The sequence below is a fragment of the Agrobacterium sp. 22-221-1 genome (assembly GCF_053522445.1).
Window position 1 is genome coordinate 565443 of sequence record NZ_JBNWCL010000001.1, and the last position, 18469, is coordinate 583911.

At 60.5% G+C, this 18469-nt stretch carries 15 protein-coding genes; 9 read left to right on the forward strand and 6 right to left on the reverse strand.

What is annotated here, in order from left to right:
- Positions 1-10 precede the first annotated feature (10 nt).
- The 6 genes from ACQZ5N_RS02840 (at position 11) to ACQZ5N_RS02865 (ending at position 6642) form a co-directional block, all read left to right on the forward strand.
- Positions 11-1870, forward strand: coding sequence for a PHA/PHB synthase family protein (locus tag ACQZ5N_RS02840; protein WP_448731997.1), 1860 nt, complete (start codon positions 11-13; stop codon positions 1868-1870).
- Between the two features lie 32 nt (positions 1871-1902).
- Positions 1903-2622, forward strand: coding sequence for a DNA/RNA nuclease SfsA (sfsA, locus tag ACQZ5N_RS02845; protein ID WP_448731998.1), 720 nt, complete (start codon positions 1903-1905; stop codon positions 2620-2622).
- 31 nt (positions 2623-2653) lie between these two features.
- Positions 2654-3493, forward strand: a complete 840-nt coding sequence (map, locus tag ACQZ5N_RS02850; protein ID WP_142779246.1) for a type I methionyl aminopeptidase — start codon at positions 2654-2656, stop codon at positions 3491-3493.
- Positions 3494-3507: 14 nt separating this feature from the next.
- A complete protein-coding gene (radC, locus tag ACQZ5N_RS02855; RefSeq protein ID WP_448731999.1) occupies positions 3508-4341 on the forward strand; it encodes a RadC family protein in 834 nt (277 codons plus the stop codon).
- 137 nt (positions 4342-4478) lie between these two features.
- The gene (locus ACQZ5N_RS02860; protein ID WP_003524819.1) at positions 4479-4901 is read left to right on the forward strand and encodes a TadE/TadG family type IV pilus assembly protein; all 423 of its coding nucleotides are present in this window, start codon (positions 4479-4481) and stop codon (positions 4899-4901) included.
- A gap of 1 nt (position 4902) precedes the next feature.
- Positions 4903-6642 (forward strand): TadG family pilus assembly protein, encoded by a 1740-nt coding sequence (locus ACQZ5N_RS02865; RefSeq protein WP_448732000.1) that lies wholly within the window; start codon positions 4903-4905, stop codon positions 6640-6642.
- Between the two features lie 66 nt (positions 6643-6708).
- On the opposite strand, the gene ACQZ5N_RS02870 is transcribed toward ACQZ5N_RS02865, so the two are convergent.
- The 4 genes from ACQZ5N_RS02870 to rpiA form a co-directional block, all read right to left on the reverse strand.
- Entirely contained in the window at positions 6709-8085 is a 1377-nt protein-coding gene (locus ACQZ5N_RS02870) for a class II 3-deoxy-7-phosphoheptulonate synthase (RefSeq protein WP_035262011.1), read from the reverse strand.
- Between the two features lie 248 nt (positions 8086-8333).
- Positions 8334-9719, reverse strand: coding sequence for a glutathione-disulfide reductase (gene gor / locus ACQZ5N_RS02875; RefSeq protein ID WP_269827644.1), 1386 nt, complete (start codon positions 9717-9719; stop codon positions 8334-8336).
- 209 nt (positions 9720-9928) lie between these two features.
- A complete protein-coding gene (locus ACQZ5N_RS02880) occupies positions 9929-10498 on the reverse strand; it encodes a DUF2059 domain-containing protein (protein ID WP_137003579.1) in 570 nt (189 codons plus the stop codon).
- 16 nt (positions 10499-10514) lie between these two features.
- Positions 10515-11210 carry a ribose-5-phosphate isomerase RpiA gene (gene rpiA / locus ACQZ5N_RS02885; protein WP_035262017.1) on the reverse strand — a complete coding sequence of 232 codons (696 nt, stop codon included), beginning with the start codon at positions 11208-11210 and terminating at the stop codon, positions 10515-10517.
- 190 nt (positions 11211-11400) lie between these two features.
- On the opposite strand from rpiA, the gene ACQZ5N_RS02890 reads away from it, so the two are divergent.
- Complete coding sequence (locus ACQZ5N_RS02890; protein WP_448732001.1) at positions 11401-12102, forward strand: phosphoglycolate phosphatase; 702 nt, start codon at positions 11401-11403, stop codon at positions 12100-12102.
- Between the two features lie 228 nt (positions 12103-12330).
- On the opposite strand, the gene ACQZ5N_RS02895 is transcribed toward ACQZ5N_RS02890, so the two are convergent.
- Positions 12331-14280: a L,D-transpeptidase family protein gene (locus tag ACQZ5N_RS02895; protein ID WP_458575401.1), complete on the reverse strand. Its 1950-nt coding sequence runs from the start codon at positions 14278-14280 to the stop codon at positions 12331-12333.
- 412 nt (positions 14281-14692) lie between these two features.
- On the opposite strand from ACQZ5N_RS02895, the gene fumC reads away from it, so the two are divergent.
- Positions 14693-16084, forward strand: a complete 1392-nt coding sequence (gene fumC, locus ACQZ5N_RS02900) for a class II fumarate hydratase (protein ID WP_035223240.1) — start codon at positions 14693-14695, stop codon at positions 16082-16084.
- Between the two features lie 342 nt (positions 16085-16426).
- Positions 16427-16636 carry a hypothetical protein gene (locus tag ACQZ5N_RS02905; RefSeq protein WP_448732002.1) on the forward strand — a complete coding sequence of 70 codons (210 nt, stop codon included), beginning with the start codon at positions 16427-16429 and terminating at the stop codon, positions 16634-16636.
- Between the two features lie 199 nt (positions 16637-16835).
- Here ACQZ5N_RS02905 and ACQZ5N_RS02910 read toward each other — a convergent pair whose 3' ends face one another.
- A complete protein-coding gene (locus ACQZ5N_RS02910) occupies positions 16836-18464 on the reverse strand; it encodes a CTP synthase (RefSeq protein WP_003524803.1) in 1629 nt (542 codons plus the stop codon).
- Positions 18465-18469: the final 5 nt, after the last annotated feature.

Genomic DNA, 18469 nt, shown 5'->3' on the forward strand with positions numbered 1-18469 from the left:
AGGATGTTGCATGGCAGGTGTTGACGGCGGGGGCACGAAAAAGGGCGGCAAAACGCCCGGCTTCGACGCCAGCTCCGCCGAGGCCTACCTGATCCGCGACCCGGAAACCTTCGCGATCAACATCGCCCGTGCGCTCGAAAATCTCGGCAAGGCCGCATCCGAGTGGCTGGCGCCGCGCGAACGCGGTGAAATCCCTCAGACCAGCGCCGATCCGGTAACCGATCTCGTCAAGACGCTCTCCGACGTCGCCGAATACTGGATGGCCGAACCGAAGCGCTCGCTCGAGGCGCAGACCTATCTGCTTTCCAGCTATTACGATCTCTGGGCGAAATCGGTGGCGCAGTTTTCCGGCAATGCCGATTCGGCCCCGGAAAAACCCGCCGAAAGCGGCCCTGCGGAACGCAGGAGCAGGCGTTTTGCCGATGCCGACTGGCAGGCCAATCCATTTTTCGATTTTCTCCTGAAGGCCTACCAGACCACCGTTGATTTCGCCGACCGGATGGTGACGGAGGCAGACGGGCTGGACGAACATACCCGCACCAAGGCGCTGTTTTACATGCGCCAGGTGACGGAGGCCCTTTCGCCGGCCAATTTCGTCTTCACCAATCCACAGGTCTTCCGCGAAACGGTCGCCTCCAGCGGCGCCAATCTCGTCAAGGGCATGGCGCAGCTGGCGGAAGATGTCGCGGCCGGCAACGGCCACCTGAAACTGCGCCAGACCGATTACAGCAAATTCGTCATCGGCCAGAATATCGCCGTCACGCCGGGCAAGGTGGTGGCGAAAAGCCCGCTCTGCGAAATCATCCATTATGCGCCGACGACGCAGAAAGCCTTCAAACGGCCGCTGCTGATCGTGCCGCCATGGATCAACAAATTCTACATTCTCGATCTCAACCCGCAGAAATCCTTCGTCGGCTGGTGCCTCGAGCAGGGCCACAGCGTCTTCATGGTCTCCTGGATCAACCCCGATGCCCGCCTCGCCGACAAGGGCTGGGATGATTACGTCCGCGAAGGCATCGATTTTGCGCTGGATACCATCGAGGAGCGGACCGGCGAAAAGGAGATCAACGCCATCGGTTATTGCGTCGGCGGCACGCTTTTATCCTCCGCGCTGGCGCTGCATGCGCAGCAAGGGAATGAGCGCATCCGCAGCGCCACGCTGCTGGCCGCCCAGACCGATTTCATCCATGCCGGCGATCTCAAGGTCTTCATAGACGAAGGCCAGCTTGCCGCGCTGGACAAGCATATGCAGGCGGTCGGTTATCTCGACGGCTCGATCATGGCGACCGTCTTCAACATGCTGCGCGCCTCCGATCTCATCTGGCCCTATGTGGTCGACAATTACCTGCGCGGCGCCGAGCCCCTGCCCTTCGACCTGCTCTACTGGAACTCCGATTCGACGCGGGTGACGGCCGCCAGCCACTCTTTTTATCTGCGCAATTGTTACCTCGAGAACAATCTCGCCCGCGGGCTGATGCGGGTCGCCGGCAAGCGGATCAATCTCGGCGACATCAAAATCCCCGTCTATGACCTCGCCACCCGCGACGACCATATCGCCCCGGCGAAATCGGTCTTCACGGGTGCTGCACTGTTCGGCGGGCCGGTGGAATTCGTGCTCGGCGCATCCGGCCACATAGCCGGCGTCATCAACCCGCCGCAGCTTGAAAAATACCAATATTGGACAGGCCCGTCACCGGCCGGAGACTTCGACGGCTGGCAAGCGGCCGCCACCCCGCACAAGGGCTCCTGGTGGGTGCACTGGCAGAACTGGATCGAAAGCCAGGATGGCGAGAAGGTAAAGGCGCGAAAACCGGAGGACGGCAAGCGTCCCGTGCTCGGCGATGCGCCGGGAACCTACGTCCTCTCCTGACCAGTTCCATCACCTAACATCTTTCAGGCCACATGTTCTTCACGCCCCCGCTTACTCCCGCCACGCTGATTTCCCGCTACAAACGCTTCCTGTTCGATGCCGTTCTGGAAGACGGCACCGCGATCACCGGCTCCTGCCCCAATACCGGCTCCATGCGCGGGCTTACGGCTCCGGGCTCCCGCATATGGCTGTCGGAACATGACAGCCCCACCCGCAAGTACCGGCACATGCTGGAAATGGTCGAGGCCGATGGCACCACGGTCGGCATCAATACCGGCATGCCGAACCGGCTGGCGGAAGAAGCGATCCTGAACGGCCGTATTCCGGAACTCGGCGGCTATTCGACGATCCGGCGCGAACAGAAATACGGCCGCAATTCCCGCATCGATTTCCTTCTGTCCGAGCCCGGCCGGCCGGACGCCTATGTGGAAGTCAAGAACGTGCATTTCATGCGCGAGCAAGGCCTCGCCGAATTTCCCGATACCGCCACCAAACGCGGCGCGAAACATCTGGAGGAACTGGGTGACGCTGCGCAAGCAGGTTACCGTTCGGTGATGCTGTATCTCATCCAGCGCGACGATTGCGACCGGATGCGCATCTGCGACGATCTCGATCCCGTCTATGCGCTGGCGTTTCAGCGGGCGATGGTGCGTGGCGTAGAGGCCTATGCGGTGAAATGCACGGTCTCCCCGGCACAAATTTCGGTCAGCGGAACGGTTAAGATGGACGAATGGCGTCCGGCTGTTTTATGAACAGGGACGTAAAGAGACAGAAAGCACCAAGATGGTCACCTATATCGACGCAGCCTCCGCCCCCCTCAAGAATACCGGCGTCATCCGCCTCTATACCCCTGAGGACTTCGACGGGATGCGCAAGGCGTGCCAGCTGACGGCGCGTTGCCTCGATGAACTCGCCGCAATCGTCAAGCCGGGCGTGACGACCGACGCCATCGATCGTTTCGTCTTCGAATTCGGCGCCGACCACGGCGCGCTGCCGGCAACACTGAATTATCGCGGCTATACCAAATCCGTCTGCACCTCGATCAACCACGTCGTCTGCCACGGCATTCCGGATGCGAAGCCGCTGCGCGAAGGCGATATCGTCAATATCGACGTGACCTATGTGCTGGACGGATGGCATGGCGATTCGAGCCGCATGTATCCAGTCGGCCAGATCAAGCGCGCCGCCGAGCGGCTGATGGAAGTGACCTATGAATGCCTGCTGCGCGGCATCGCGGCGGTGAAGCCCGGCGTGCGCACCGGCGCAATCGGCGCGGCGATCCAGGCCTATGCGGAAGCGGAGCGCTGCTCCGTCGTGCGCGATTTCTGCGGCCATGGCGTCGGACGCCTGTTCCACGACACGCCGAACATCCTGCATTACGGCCGCCCGGACGAAGGACCGGAAATCCGCGAAGGCATGATCTTCACCATCGAGCCGATGATCAATCTCGGCAAACCGCATGTGAAGGTGCTTTCCGACGGCTGGACGGCGGTAACGCGCGACCGGTCGCTTTCCGCGCAATATGAACATGCCGTCGGCGTCACGGCCACCGGCTGCGAAATCTTCACACTGTCGCCCGGCGGCTTCGACCGTCCGGGCCTGCCGCCGCTTCCCCCCGCATAAGGCCAGACCCGCCTATGGCAAAACGCCCCGCCCCGCCTTCCGCCGATCTTTCCAAAACTCCCGGCTTTCAGGCGGGCGAAGGCGATCTGTTCAACGGAGCGGACGAGCGCGGCTTTTTTGCCGAATCGCGAAGCGGCGCGAAAAGGCCGGCAGCCATCGTCGAACAGGAAGCGGATGCCGCCCATTATCACGGACATCGCGACCGGCTGCGGGCGCGCTATCGCGATGGCGGCGATGCGGCGCTCGCCGATTACGAATTGCTGGAGCTTCTTCTCTTCCGGCTGATCCCAAGGCGCGATACCAAACCCATCGCCAAGGCCCTGATCGCCCGTTTCGGAACGCTTGGCAGCGTGCTCGGCGCGCCCTTGCCGCTGTTGCAGGAAGTGAAGGGCGTGGGCGAAACCGTGGCGCTCGATCTGAAGCTCGTCGCCTCCGTTTCCCAGCGCATGCTGAAAAGCGAAATCCGCAACAAGCAGGTGCTCGGCTCCTGGTCCTCGGTCATCGATTATTGCCACGCCGCCATGGCCCATGAAACGCGCGAACAGTTCCGCGTCCTGTTCCTCGACAAGCGCAACGTCCTGATCGCCGATGAGGTGCAGGGTCAGGGAACCGTGGATCACACGCCGGTCTACCCGCGCGAAGTGGTGCGCCGCGCCCTTGAACTTTCATCTACCGCCTTGATTTTAATCCACAATCATCCAAGTGGAGACCCAACCCCTTCGCGTGCCGATATCGAGATGACCAAGACCATCATCGATACGGCAAAGCCGCTCGGCATCGCCGTCCACGACCACATCATCATCGGCAAGGACGGCCACGCCAGTTTCAAAGGCCTTCGGTTGATCTGAAGTAGACGCGAAAGCTTAAGAAGAGCTGCAACCCATAGGAGCGGCATCAACACAAAATTAACACCTATAAATTAGCATTTCCGAAAATAATAAATCAAGGCATCGAACCTTGATGCCTGAAGGAACGGGGGTGCTTTATGTTTAATGGAGTGCGTTTCTTTCGCGATAGATCTGGCTCGTCTGCTGTCGAGTTCGCCATCGTCGCACCGATATTCTTTCTCGTCCTGCTCACCATGATCGCCTATGGCATTTATCTGATGGCGGCCTATTCGGTGCAGCAGATCGCCGCCGACGCGGCGCGGACGGCGGTTGCCGGCCTCAACACGACCGAGCGCCAGCAGCTTGCCCGGGATTTCGTCACCAAAAGCGACCTCAGCTACGCCTTCATGGACAAGAGCCGCTTCACCGTCGATGTCGCCACGGATCCCGCCAATGCCAACCAGTTCACGGTGAAGGTCGAATATGACGCCCGCGATCTGCCAATCTGGAGCCTCTACAGCTACACCCTGCCCGAGCCGGTCATCCGGCGTTTTTCCACCATCCGGATCGGAGGAGCATGACATGCGAGATTTTCATTCCCTGCTTCCCCGCTTCCTCAAGGATAGAACGGGCAACATCGCCATTTCGGCGGGGCTCACCGCACCGCTCTTCATCGGCATATTGGCGCTCGGCGTCGATTACGGTTACCTGACATTGCAGAAACGGCAATTGCAGCAGACCGCCGATCTCGCGGCCATATCGGCGGCAGCAAACGCCACGGACGCCGAAAAGGCGGTTCAGCAATATTTCGCCCTCAATGGCATGGATCTCGGTGTCAGGACGGCCCAGGGACTTTTGACCGAAAAGGGCCTGCAACCCTTCGACCCGCTGAATGAATTCGCCAACAGCAAGGGTTATGCCGAGGTCATCAAGGGTCATTACGAGCCGGATGCGACAGTCCCGGTCGGCCAGCGTTTCGTCGATAACGCCCTGCCCACCAATGCGATAAAGGTGAACATCGTCGAACAGGGCCAGATATTCTTCGCTTCCGCCTTCACCAAGCCGCCAAAGGTCTCGGCGGTCGGAACGGCCTCGTCCCAAAGGATCGCGGCATTTTCGGTGGGATCGCGCCTCGCCAGCCTCGATGAGGGAATTCTCAACAGCCTGCTCGGCGGTCTGCTCGGCACCACGGTTTCATTGAAACTCATGGATTATCAGGCGCTTCTCGCCGCCGATGTCAATGCGCTGAAGATCGTCGAGGCGCTGGCCATCGATCTCAACCTCACCGCCGGCACCTATAAGGATGTTCTGAAGACGGAAATCAGCTACGGCAAATTCCTCGACGTGCTGACGAAAACCACGGGGTTGCAGCCGGCAGTCGTCAACATTTTGAATACGCTGCAAAAAACCGTCAACAAGAGCAACGTCAAGATCAAGCTCGAGGAGATCCTCAATCTCGGCCCGTTCTCGGACAAGCTGATCGGTACGGGCGAAAACCTCAAGGTCACCGCCGGCGTCTTCGATCTCATCAATGCCGCCGCCGTGGCGGGCAATGGCGGCAACCAGCTTGGGCTTAATATCAACGCCAATCTTCTCGGCCTCGCCTCGGTCAAGGCAACGCTCGCCATCGGTGAACCGCCGGTCGAAACGCCGTCGCTCGCCGTTGGCGGTCAGGGCACCGTGGTGCGTACCGCACAGACCCGTCTTGCGGTCAGTGTCGTGGTGGACGGGCTTCAAGCCATTGCCGGCCTCAAGGTCAATCTCCCGCTTTATGTGGAAGTCGCCCATGCCGAAGCGCGGCTTGCCGATATTCGCTGCACGGGCGGCGGACAGGGCACCGTCGATGTAGAGGTCGTTCCCGGCATCGTCGAAATCGCCCTTGGCAATGTCGATACCACGGCCTTTGCCAATTTCGGCAGGGACCCGCGCGTCACCAAGGCCGCGATCGTGGATTCGGCGCTGCTCGCCATCAATGGCAGCGCCCTCATCAATGCCACCAACATGACCAAGACCAAGCTGACCTTCACGCAGTCCGACATCACCCAGGCCAAGATCAAGAGTGTCTCCACCAAGGACACCGTTACCACTCTTGTCAGTTCACTGCTGAAGAACCTCAACCTGGATATCAGGCTTCTCTTCCTCAACCTGGATTTGGGAGGTCTGGCGGGCATTCAGTCGGCGCTTGCCAACACGCTTGCGGCAGTCACCGCTCCGGTCGATCAGCTGCTCTACAACGTGCTTCTGGTTCTCGGCGTCAAGATCGGCGAAGCCGATGTACGCGTCACGGATGTCCGCTGCCAGCAGCCGGCGCTGGTGCAATAATTCAGTACCGCGCATGAAAAAGCCGCCGGAGGGTCTCCCGGCGGCTTTTTTGTTTATGGTGTCAGATCAGGCGTTGGCGATTGCCAGACGCTTCTCATCGCGGCCGCTCTTCATGCGCTCGGACAGCAGGAACGCCAGTTCCAGAGCTTGATCGGCATTGAGGCGCGGATCGCAATGGGTGTGGTAACGGTCGGACAGCGAATCCGCCGTCACGGCGCGCGCGCCGCCCGTGCATTCCGTCACGTCCTTGCCGGTCATCTCGATATGGATGCCACCCGGATGCGTGCCTTCGGCGCGGTGGATCTGGAAGAAGCTTTCGACTTCCGACAGGATGCGCTCGAACGGACGCGTCTTGTAGTGGTTGAGCGTGATCGTGTTGCCATGCATCGGATCGCAGGACCAGACGACCTTGCGGCCTTCCTTCTCGACAGCGCGGATGAGCTTCGGCAGGCTGTCCGCCACCTTGTCATGGCCGAAACGGCAAATCAGCGTCAGGCGGCCGGCCTCGTTCGCCGGGTTCAGCGCATCGATCAGCTCGATCAGATTGTCGGGCGTCAGCGACGGGCCGCACTTCAGGCCGATCGGGTTCTTGATGCCACGGAAATATTCCACATGCGCATGGTCGAGCTGACGCGTGCGGTCGCCGATCCAGATCATGTGGCCCGAGGTGGCGTACCAGTCGCCGGAGGTGGAATCGACGCGGGTGAGCGCCTCTTCGTAGCCGAGAAGCAGCGCCTCATGGCTGGTGAAGAAGTCGGTCTCGCGCAGACTCGGATTGCTCTCCGCCGTGATCCCGATCGCCTTCATGAAATCCATGGTTTCGGAAATCCGGTCGGCCAGCTTGCGGTAACGGTCCGCCTGCGGGCTGTCCTTGATGAAGCCGAGCATCCACTGGTGAACGTTTTCAAGGTTGGCGTAACCGCCCATTGCGAAAGCGCGAAGCAGGTTCAGCGTCGCCGCCGACTGGCGGTAGGCGTCGAGCTGCCGCTCCGGGTTCGGAATGCGCGAGGCCTCGTTGAATTCGATGCCGTTGATGATGTCGCCGCGGTAAGACGGCAGCGTCACGCCATCCTGCGCTTCCACGTTGGAAGAACGCGGCTTGGCGAACTGACCGGCAATGCGGCCGACCTTCACGACGGGCAGCTGCGCGCCATAGGTCAGCACGACGGCCATCTGCAGGAAGGCGCGGAAGAAGTCGCGGATATTGTCCGCGCCATGTTCGGCGAAGCTTTCGGCGCAATCCCCGCCCTGCAGCAGGAAGGCGTTGCCTTCCGCCACATTGGCAAGCTGCTTCTTCAGGCGGCGGGCTTCACCGGCAAAGACCAGGGGCGGATAGGTCGCAAGCGTGGCTTCCGTTGCCGCAAGCGCTGCCGCATCCGGATATTCGGGAACCTGCTGGATCGGTTTCTGCCGCCAGCTGCCGGGGGTCCAATTCTGTGCCATGTTCTCACCCTTTTCTCGCCCGCGCGACGTCGCGCGGCCGCCTCGAAAAATTGAGCGGCTTATAGCTCCAAGCATCGGCTTTGCATAGCCGATCCCTGAGCCATCCGGCTCATTCTGCCCGTTTTGAGCGCTCCAGACGCACAAAAGTCAATTCAAACGATTTAACAACCCCGCCGCCATTCGAAAACTTCGCTTTCGAATGGCGGTAGGCTGATGTGGGCGGCGATTATATCACGCCTGTACCGGCGTTACACACGCTCGCCATTCACGACGCGATAGCTCGGCGAATACATCGTCACCAGCTCTTCGGCGGCCGTCGGATGAACCGCCATGGTACGGTCGAAATCATCCTTGGTGCAGCCGGCTTTCAGCGTGATGCCGAGAAGCTGCGCCATCTCGCCCGCCTCATGGCCGAGAATATGCGCGCCCACGACCTTGCGGTCGGCGGCATTGACGATCAGCTTCATGATCGTCTTTTCCTGACGGCCGGAAAGCGTCGCCTTCATCGGCCGGAACTGGGCGCGATAAACTTCCAGTTCCGGATATTTCTTACCGGCTTCCTCTTCCGAAAGACCGACGGTTCCAATTTCCGGCTGCGAGAACACCGCCGTCGCGATCAACTCGTGATCCGGCTTGGTCGGGTTGTTCTTGTATTCGGTTTCGATGAAGCACATGGCCTCATGGATCGCCACCGGCGTCAGCTGTACCCGGTCGGTGACGTCGCCCAACGCGAAGATATTCGGGACGTTGGTGCGCGAATAATCGTCGACGACGATCGCGCCCCGCGCATCCAGCTTCACACCGGCATTTTCGAGACCGAGACCTTTCGTGTTCGGATCGCGCCCGAGCGCCAGCATCACCGTCTCGACGGCAAGCGTGCCATGGTTCTTGGTGCGGGCCTGCAATGCACCCTCACCCTTCGTCACTTCTTCGATGACATCGCCGAGCAGGATCCTGATGCCCTTGGCCTCCATAGCCTCGTGCAGACCCTTGCGCATGTCCTGATCGAAACGCGACAGGATTTCCTTGCCACGGTAGATCAGGGTCGTTTCAACGCCGAGTCCATGGAAGATATTGGCGAATTCGACCGCGATGTAACCGCCGCCGGCGATCAGGATCGATTTCGGCAGTTCTTCCAGATCGAAAGCCTCGTTGGACGAGATCGTCAGCTCATGGCCGGGCAACGCCTTGTGCTCGTTCGGCGTGCCGCCGACGGCAATCACGATACGCTCGGCGGTGAAGGTCTCGCCGGTTTTCGTCAACTTCACGGTATGGGCGTCGACCAGTTCCGCCCGGCTGTCGAAAATATCGGCCTTGGCGTTTTCCAGACCCTTGCGGTAGAGCCCTTCGAGACGGGTGATTTCCTTGTCCTTGGCCGCGATCAGCTTCTTCCAGTCGAAGCTGCGCTCGCCGACGCTCCAGCCAAATCCTTCCGAATCCTCGAAATGCTCAGGGAATTGCGAGGCATAGACGAACAGCTTCTTCGGCACGCAGCCGCGGATGACGCAGGTTCCGCCATAGCGGTATTCCTCGGCGATTGCGACGCGCTTGCCGAGCGAGGCCGCCACGCGGCCGCTGCGCACGCCGCCGGAACCGCCACCGATGACGAAAAGATCGTAGTCATAAGCTGTCATAGTCAAAACCCCTGATCAAAACCACCTGCCATCAGCCTCAAGCCGGGCGGTGGTGCATTCACGGCACATATAGGTGCTGCGACGCACAAATGAAAAGCCCGGTCTTGCGGCCGGGCTTTGAATATTTCTGAAGGTAGGCCTTTTTGCCCGAGCGTCGGATTTTCCGGAAACCGCTTCACACGTTCCGGCCCGATGCTCTCCCTGTTCAATCAGGGCTTGGGAGCAGCCGGAGCACCGCCCGTGGCGTTCTGATCGGCCGGAAGCGGCTTCAGATCGGCGCCGGCAACCTTCTGCAGTTCGGTCATGCTGGAAGCGTTGAGGTCGCGGTTGATGCCGGCGGCCCAGATGTCGGCAGCCTTCATCAGTTCGCGCGTGGCGATCGGGCCGTCCTTCAGAAGCTTCTTGCCGGCTTCGCTGCTGTAGAAGGTGGAAATGGCGTTCAGCTCTTCGACGGTGAAGGCGCGCGCATAGGTGAGCGCTGCTTCGCGCTCCAGATCGGCGCGGCGCGGCGCAAGCTCGAGAGCCTTCGCATCGACGGTCTCGGTGATTGCGTCCTGAACGTTCGGCGAAGCCTGAATGAGTTCGGCCTTCAGACGCTCCGCCAGACCCGGCAGAATGTCGTCGAAACGGTCGGTAACGCCAAGAGAGGTGATCGCCTGCCGTGCGGCAGCGATATGCGCTTCCGAAATTTCCTGAGCGCGTGCGGCAGTACCGAACACGATGCCGGAAATGAGGATCGAAGCAGCGGCAGCTTTGCCCAGTCCCGCTAGTTTGACCATGAAAATCTCGCTCCTGTTATACTGCCTGCATCACGCGGGCGCCTTCAGGACCCGCGATAATGGCAAGCGATGCCAAATTTATGAAAAGTCCGTGCTCGACGACACCGGGAATCGTGTTCAGCTCGCGTGCTAGCGCTTCTGCATCAGGAATACGGCCAAAAGATGCGTCGAGGATAAGGTGTCCGCCATCGGTCATGAAGGCGCCGTCGCCGGAAGAACGCATCGTCAGCGTGCCGGAAAGCCCGGAACGCGCCGCCAGTTTTTCGATGGCGATACGCGTCGCCACCTGGCCGAACGGGTTGATTTCGATGGGCAGCGGAAAGGCGCCCAGCGTCTCCACCACCTTGCTCTGGTCGGCGATCACGATCATGCGGGCGGATGCCGCCGCAACGATCTTTTCGCGCAGCAACGCGCCGCCGCCGCCCTTGACGAGACGCAGCGCATGATCGACCTCATCCGCACCGTCGATGGTCAGATCCAGTTCCGGCAATTCATCCAGCGATTTCAGCGGCACGCCAAGCTCGACGCACAGGCGCGCGGTGCGCTCGGATGTCGGTACGCCCTCGACCTTCAGACCGGCGGCGACCTTCTCGGCCAGAAGCCTGACGAATTCCTCGGCCGTCGAACCCGTGCCGATACCGAGCCGCATCCCATCCTGTACGTGGGACAATGCGGCCTCGGCGGCCTTGATCTTCATCTGGCGGGCATCCATGTGCCTGAAACTCCGGTAACTTTGTCGTCGCCGTGCTGTTTACACGGGTCGAAAGCCAAACGAAAGCCTTTTTCAAGCCAACGAACAGAACGTTGTGACGCGGTTGCAAAGACAGGCCCGTTTGCCTAGGCTTGGCGGGAATGAAAGCACCGATACATCAGTTACACGCATTCCCGAGAGGCCAGTTCCCGTGACATCCCGCCCGCTCTCCCCGCTCGCCATTTTCGATCTCGACGGCACGCTGGTCGATACCGCCGCCGATCTGGTCTCGAGCCTCAACCACACCATTGCCGCAGCCGGGCTTGCTCCCGTCACCTATGACGACCTGACCCACCTCGTCGGCCAGGGTGCGCGGGTCATGATCAAGCGCGCCTTCGCGCTTCGCGAGACGGAACTGCCGGAAGCCGAAATCGAGCCGCTCTATGAGCGCTTCATCACCCATTACCGCGCCGAAATGCCCGGCGAGAGCCGCCCCTATCCCGGCATCATCAATACGTTGGATGCGCTCTCGGAAGCCGGCATCACGCTTGCCGTCTGCACCAACAAGACTGAAATCCTCGCTCTGCCGCTGCTCGAAGAACTCGGTCTGACACGCTATTTCGCCGCCATCACCTGCGGCGACACCTTCTCCTTCCGCAAGCCGGATGCCCGCCATATTCTCGGCACCATCGAAAAGGCCGGTGGCGACGTCCAGCGCTCCATCATGGTGGGTGACAGCATCAACGACATTCTCGCGGCAAAGAACGCCGCCGTGCCGTCGATCGGCGTGACCTTCGGTTATTCGGATGTGCCGATGGCGGAACTCGAACCGGATGTCGTGATCGACGATTTCACTGAATTGACGCCGGAGCTGTTCGAAGAACTGGTTGCGAAGGGTGCAGCCGCGGCCTGAGAGGCTGGACCAGACAAGTAAAGCGCCAGGGAACGGCGATTCCGACGTCAATGAGAGCTGAACAACCTCTCTTCCGTCATGCCGGACTAGATCCGGGGTGACGGAATACGGTGTTGCCGTTGACGCCAGATGTAGCAGGTGGACTCCAGCACCAAACAAATTGGGCAGGCCTTTCCTTCAAACAAAAAAGCGCCGTCTCCGGCGCTTTTTTTCTTGACGCTATCCTAATCAAATCGACGCGGCCCGCGCCTTCGTCGTCACGGCGAACGCCTTCTGCACATAGCTGTCGCGGTCATAAACATCGTCGAAGAACTGCACCTTGCCGTCCTTGTCCGGCCAGGCGGTGAAATAGGCCACGTAGACCGGAACCTTCTCCGGCACCTGCACGGCGCGGTTCTTGCCGGACGCGATCTGCTCTCCGACCTTGTCGACGCTGGTGCCGAGAACGGCGGCGGCCATGCGGCGCGGATCGACGAGACGGATACAGCCATGGCTCAGCGCCCGCATGTCGCGATTGAAGAAGCTCTTGGCAGGCGTGTCATGCATGTAGATGGCATGCGCATTGGGGAACAGGATTTTCAGGTCGCCCAGCGCATTGTCGCTGCTCGGCGGCTGGCGCACGGAAACGGCGTTGGTGGAGCCATACCAGTTGACGCTGGTGGAGGAGACGGCACGGCCGCCCACCTGCACTTCGTAACCCAGCCGGTCGAGATAGGACGGATCGCGGCGCAGCTTCGGCAGCATCTCGTTGACGATGATCGACTGCGGCACGCCCCAATAGGGGTTGAACTCGACGGTCTGGATTTCGTCCTGGAAGAAATAGGTCTGGTTGGCCTTGGAGCCGACGACCACCTTCATGCCGAACTGTTCCTGGCCGTCATTGTGGTAATAGGCCATGAAGGCGGGCTGGTTGATGAAGACATAACGCTGGCCGAGATCGGCCGGCAGCCAGCGGACCTGCTCCATGGCCACCTGCACCTTGGCGATCTTCGCGTCATTGCTTTCGCCGACCATGGCGCGCACGGTGGCGCGGCCGATCACGCCATCGGGCTTCAGGCCGTTTTCGCTCTGGAACGCCTTCACCAGATCGACGAGATCGGGCGTATAGTCAGGTGTCTGCTGGTAAGCGGAAATGATCGCGGCATGCTCGGCCTTGAAGGCGGGCGAAGCGCGATGTTCGATGGCCTTGACGACATTGGCCATATCCGCGCTGCTGTTGCCGGGCTTCAGCACCAGATCGGCGGGAACGCGGACGACATGCGCCGCATCGCCTTCGCCGCGCAGGCGGGCAAGCTCCGCCTTCAGCGCCAGATATTCGGCGCTCGACGGTTCGCGGCTGCGCAGATAGGCGGCAACATCGGGGCTCAGGCCCGCAAGCTTCAGCACCGGTGCGAGGTTCACCGTCTTGCGCTTGAAATCGTGATAGCCGGAGAGCCGGTTCGGATCGACACGGCCACGGGCCGTATCCTGCACATAGGCGAGAACCTTGGCGGAAAGCGCCAGCTCGAACTGCATCTGCGCCCGCTGATAGGCGTCGGACACGGGCGCCGAGGCCGTCTCCACCGGCGTACCGGTCGCAGCCGCACCGGAAGCGTTGCCGATGCTGGCCGTCACATCCTTTGCCGGTGGCGAAATGCTGTAATCGGCCGGATCGAGGCCGCTTTCACCGACCGTCTCGAGAAAGGCGATGACAGCATTGGCGCGCGCGGTCAGCTCGCCTTCCGAAACCCAGAGCGTCTTGCCGCCGGCGCCGTAATAGGCTTCCAGCGCCTTGGCGATCTCGGGGGTGGCGCTGAACTTCAGATTGGCAAGGCCTTCACCGAAATTCGCCGCGTTCACCGCACGGGCCGTATCCGCCTTGTAGTCGTAATAGCGCGGGCCGGAAACACGCGGCAGCGGCTCGGGATCGGAAGCATCGGCACTTTGGCCGGCACTCGATCCAGGGGGCGAGGTGACGATGCCGGCCGGCGGCAACTCACCGCGATCACGCGCGATCTTGCCAGGGCCGCCGCGCAGGAGGTCCATCAGCGTTACCGCACCGGCGCTGCCGGGAAGAGCGGTGGAAACGGAAAGACCGAGAGCCAGCACCAGTGCTGCCGATGTTTTTCCAGATGTGACTTGCAATTTGATCCTCGTAGCACCCAGCACCGCCAGCGAAAGGGCGGGCATCAGTTTCATGCCTGTCTAGCCGATCAACGGCCCGTTGAAAAGAAAACGCGAAAAAGCCCACAACCGTGCCGAAATGAACCTTATGATACAGCCAAAGCCGTAAAAACGTAATTTCCAGAATTGGCGAGAATGGTTAAATTTCCATTTATTTCATTTACTTTGCCCTGCCCCGCCAGACCTTCCGGGCGCCCCGGAAAGCCCGGTTTTCCGGCCATTTCGCGTCGTAGTAAAAATGACACGCCGGCGCCTTTTTCACCCCGCGCCGCGCCTTACGGCGAAATCGCTTTTACGCGGCGGGAAATATCTGCCTCCGCTGCATTGCAGCGCTTTCATTGCCGGCGCGATGATTCTATATATCGGCCGCGCAAGGCGGGCGAAGGCGCCGTTTTGGCGGAGGAAAACGAGTAAAAAGGCAAGATTGATGACAGCCACACGGACGGAAACCGATACATTTGGACCCATTGAAGTTCAGGCCGATCGCTATTGGGGCGCGCAGGCGCAGCGCTCGCTCGGCAACTTCAAGATCGGCTGGGAAAAGCAGCCCGCCTCTGTCGTTCGCGCGCTCGGCATCGTCAAGCAGGCCGCAGCCCGCGCCAACATGGCGCTTGCCGGCCTCGACCCCAAGGTCGGCGACGCCATCATCGCCGCCGCGCAGGAAGTCATCGACGGCAAGCTGACCGAGCATTTCCCGCTCGTCGTCTGGCAGACCGGCTCCGGCACCCAGTCCAACATGAACGCCAATGAGGTGATTTCCAACCGCGCAATCGAGATGCTCGGCGGCGAAATGGGCACCAAGAAGCCGGTTCATCCCAACGACCACGTTAATATGAGCCAGTCCTCGAACGACACCTACCCCACCGCGATGCACATCGCCTGCGTGGAAGAGATCGTTCATCACCTGCTGCCGAGCCTCAAGCACCTGCACAAGGCGCTGGAAGCCAAGGTCAAGCAGTTCGAAAAGATCATCAAGATCGGCCGCACCCACACGCAGGATGCAACGCCGCTGACACTCGGCCAGGAATTCTCCGGCTACGCCGCGCAGGTCGCCTCCGCCATCGCCAACATTGAAACCACCCTGCCCGCGCTCTCCAAGCTCGCCCAGGGCGGCACCGCCGTCGGCACGGGCCTCAACGCTCCCATCGGCTTTGCCGAAAAGGTCGCCGAGGAAATCTCCAAGATCACCGGCCTGCCCTTCGTGACCGCGCCGAACAAGTTCGAGGCGCTCGCCTCGCACGATTCCATGGTCTTCTCCCATGGCGCGATCAACGCGGCCGCTGCTGCGCTGTTCAAGATCGCCAACGATATCCGCTTCCTCGGCTCCGGCCCGCGCGCCGGTCTCGGCGAATTGTCGCTGCCGGAAAACGAACCCGGCTCGTCGATCATGCCCGGCAAGGTCAACCCCACCCAGTCGGAAGCGCTGACGCAGGTGTGCGCCCACATCTTCGGCAACAATGCAGCACTGTCCTTCGCCGGTTCGCAGGGCCACTTCGAGCTCAACGTCTATAACCCGATGATGGCCTACAACTTCCTGCAGTCGGTTCAGCTTCTGGGCGACGCGGCCGTCTCCTTCACCGACAATTGCGTCGTCGGCATCGAGGCCCGCGAAGACAATATCAAGAAGGGCGTCGAAAACTCGCTGATGCTGGTGACGGCGCTCAACAGCAAGCTCGGCTACGACATCTGCGCCAAGATCGCCAAGACCGCGCACAAGAACGGCACGACGCTGCGCGACGAGGCCGTCGGCGGCGGATACCTCACCAACGAGGAGTTCGACCAGTATGTGCGCCCGGAGAACATGATCGGGCCGAAGTAATCGGCTTAGATTTTGGTGGAATGCAGAACGGGCCTTCAGGCCCGTTTTTGCTTTGGGCATGAGAAGTGACGGTGCAAGCCGAAGCTGATTCAATGTCCACTTTGGCGAGGTGGATTGTGGGGCGATTCTTAGGTGATGGTTTTCGATTGCGGTGTTGAAACATGCGCCTCAGTGGTAGGGCTGATACTCAACTAAGCTTCAATTTGAGCGGGGATTACATTGAGATATACGGGAATTATCCTGAGCCTCGTACTGGCTCTAGCGTCGTGTAATACACTTTCACCCTACAATACCCCAGAAATACGCCGCGTAATCTCGGCCGGGAGCGCATTGGGCAAGTGCTTGGAGCGGACCACAAAAGCATATCTCGTTTCAAACAAAAATCCGCAAAAAGTCGCCTCAATGCTCGATAACGCATGCATGGCGGAACGAAAGGCCGAGATGGATGCCAAGCGCGCGGCTGGTATTCCGGTGAATTATTTTGATTATGGAAAAGGGCGACACGAAGTCTCATTATATTGGGCAACCCACACGTCGCTTGCAGCAGAATAAAAATACGCGATCAACAGCTGTCAACCTCTGCATAGCAGTCAACGCCTGAAGCTGATGGCGACAAACTTTACTACGCAAAGATCGTTATACCGCGCCGTGGCGGGATACCGGACCAAGTTCTTCATGACGGAAGAGAGCTATTCGATTTCCGAAATAAAAAAGGGCCGCAAAAGCGGCCCTCTTCATCTCATTCAAACCGTCAAACCAGCCGGCTCTGCTCCACCGCTGCTTCCACGAAGCTCGCAAACAGCGGATGCGGGTCGAGCGGACGGCTCTTCAGTTCCGGGTGGTATTGCACGCCGATGAACCACGGGTGATCGGGATATTCCACCGTTTCCGGCAGGACGCCATCCGGGGACATGCCCGAGAAGACCAGGCCGCATTCTTCCAGCCGGTCCTTGTAGTCCACATTCACCTCATAGCGGTGACGGTGGCGCTCGGAAATATCCGTGGTGCCGTAGATTTCGGCAATCTTGGTGTCTTTCTTCAGCGCCGCCTTGTAGGCGCCGAGACGCATCGTGCCGCCGAGATCGCCCTTGGAGGAGCGCTTCTCCAGCTCGTTGCCCTTGACCCATTCGGTCATGAGGCCAACGACCGGCTCGGAAGTCGGACCGAATTCGGTGGAGGAGGCATTTTCGATGCCGGCAAGGTGACGGGCCGCTTCCACGACCGCCATCTGCATGCCGAAGCAGATGCCGAAATAGGGCACGTTGCGCTCACGCGCGAACTGCGCCGCCATGATCTTGCCTTCCGAACCGCGCTCGCCGAAGCCGCCGGGCACCAGAATGCCGTTGACCTTTTCGAGATAAGGCGTCGGGTCTTCCTTTTCGAAGACTTCCGACTCGATCCATTCCAGCTTGACCTTGACGCGGTTAGCGAAGCCACCGTGATGCAGCGCCTCGATCAGCGACTTATAGGCATCCTTGAGGCCGGTATATTTTCCGACAATCGCAATCGTCACTTCGCCTTCCGGCGTGCGGATGCGGTTGCAGACCTCTTCCCAGGGCTCCAGACGCGGCTTCGGCGCCGGCTCGATGCCGAAGGCGGCCAGCACTTCCGAATCGAGGCCTTCCTTGTGGTAGGCAATCGGAACGTCATAGATATTCGCCACATCCAGCGCCTGGATGACGGCGGACGGACGCACGTTGCAGAACAGCGAAAGCTTGCGGCGTTCCGCTTCCGGAATTTCCCGGTCGGCGCGCACCAGCAGAATGTCGGGGTGAATGCCGAGCGCCTGCAGTTCCTTGACGGAATGCTGGGTCGGCTTGGTCTTCAGCTCACCGGCTGCCGGAATGTAAGGCATCAGCGTCAGGTGAAGATAGATCGCCGTGCCGCGCGGCAGGTCGTTGCCGAGCTGACGGATCGCTTCCATGAACGGCATCGCCTCGATGTCACCCACCGTGCCGCCGATCTCGCAGATGACGAAGTCGTAATCGTCATTGCCTTCGATCACGAAATCCTTGATCTCGTTGGTGACATGCGGAATGACCTGAACGGTTGCGCCGAGATAGTCGCCGCGCCGTTCCTTGTCGATGATGTTCTTGTAGATGCGACCGGTGGTGATGTTGTCGGTCTTGGTGGCCGAACGCCCCGTGAAGCGCTCGTAATGGCCAAGGTCGAGGTCCGTCTCGGCACCGTCATCCGTCACGAACACTTCGCCGTGCTGTGTCGGGCTCATGGTGCCGGGATCGACGTTCAGATAGGGGTCGAGTTTACGAAGCCGCACCCGATAACCACGGGATTGCAACAAAGCTCCGAGTGCTGCCGCGGCGATGCCCTTGCCTAGAGAGGAGACCACGCCGCCTGTGATGAATACATATCGCGCCATGGGAT